Below are 1424 nucleotides of genomic sequence, written 5' to 3' on the forward strand. Positions count from 1 at the left end.
AAAGTGTAAGAAAGGGGATAAGGAGATAAGGGTGATATGGAGATAAGATAATAGAAATAGATTGAAATTTATAGAAATAGGTAGAAATTGATTGTGGGAAACAACAAATTTCTATAAATTTCTATTAGTTTCTACTAATTTCAATTTTTTTAATAATATCTCCCTATCTCCTTAATCTCCACATCTCCTTTTGTTACACCACCTGAACGCTTACAAAAATAGATTATAGAAAAAATCAGCGAAAATCCGTTAAATCCGTGTCATCCGTGTTCTATTCTTACGGCTATTTTCAGGGGAAACGCTCATGAGCCTGCGGCACACAAAGGGGGATGAAAATTGAGCATAGAGATTAGAGATTGGAGATTAGAGATTAGCAAGAGTGCAGGTTCTAATTCACTAATTCTCTAATCTCTAATTAACTATTTTCAGGAGAATCTTTGTGTCCTGGTGCCCTGGGGGCTGAATAGTCACTTTTTAATAGGGAGGAATTTAGATAAGGTATTTGTAATAAATTTAACCAGTGGAATAATATGAGCGTAAGGCATTCTTTTTGGGCCTATAATTCCAATGGCACCTCCGGGCTCATCCTCTATTTTATAAACCGCAGTGATAACACTACATTCATAAAAATCTTCGTAGTGATTTTCATGTCCAATAGTAATAGATACTTCCTCATCCTCTAAATGCTCCATTAAAACCTCACACAATAGGGATTTATTGTCGTATATTTTAAACAATCTTTTTAGCAACTCAATGTTCTCAAACTCAGGCTGATTGACTAAATTACTAAATCCTTCAAGATATACCTTTTGGAGTTGCGGGATGAGGCATAATCCAACATAATGAGAGAATGTAGATAGAAGATGTGAGGTCTTTTGAATTATCTCTTCCTCTTGCTCAGTCTTTTCATAGCCTTGAATAATCTCCTCTTCTTCTTTCTTATCTAAAGAGTCATTTTCCATTAACGAATTTACATATAACCTGTATCCTTTATCCGTAGGTGTTCTACCGGCAGATGGATAAGGTTGGGTGATATATTCAGTTCGTTCTAAATCTGCCATCACATTGCGAATCGTGGCGGAGGATAAACTAAATATATCTGACAATGCCTTTGAGCTAACCGGCTTACCTGTCAAGATAAAATCCTCAATAATTGCCTTTAAGATTTCTTTATTTCTTTCTTCATAAGATGGGGTTTTCATTGTAAATCCTCCCTCCCATTTTTTTTCGGGTAACCGTTCAGCCACAGAGGCACAGAGTTCACAGAGAATTAGAGAAATTAGCCACATAAGGACATGAATTAACCTGTGACATTCGATAAATGTAGTGCGAACCTTATGGTTTTTGCAAAATTAACTTCCACTTTTCTGGAATACCATAAAATAAATTAAAAATCAAACATCAAAATGTAAAATTACAAATCA

1 protein-coding gene is annotated in these 1424 nt (G+C 34.9%); it reads right to left on the bottom strand.

Annotated elements, in window-relative coordinates; translation table 11 throughout:
• Window positions 1-467: 467 nt before the first annotated feature.
• Complete coding sequence (locus AB1422_19465) at window positions 468-1202, bottom strand: hypothetical protein (protein MEW6621481.1); 735 nt, start codon at window positions 1200-1202, stop codon at window positions 468-470.
• Window positions 1203-1424: the final 222 nt, after the last annotated feature.

It is taken from the genome of bacterium, assembly GCA_040757115.1.
Taxonomy (GTDB): domain Bacteria; phylum UBA9089; class CG2-30-40-21; order CG2-30-40-21; family SBAY01; genus JBFLXS01.

What these genes read in the sequence shown, in the direction of transcription:
- AB1422_19465 (MEW6621481.1), bottom strand. Translation starts at nt 1,202, where the DNA reads ATGAAAACCCCATCTTATGAAGAAAGAAATAAAGAAATCTTAAAGGCA.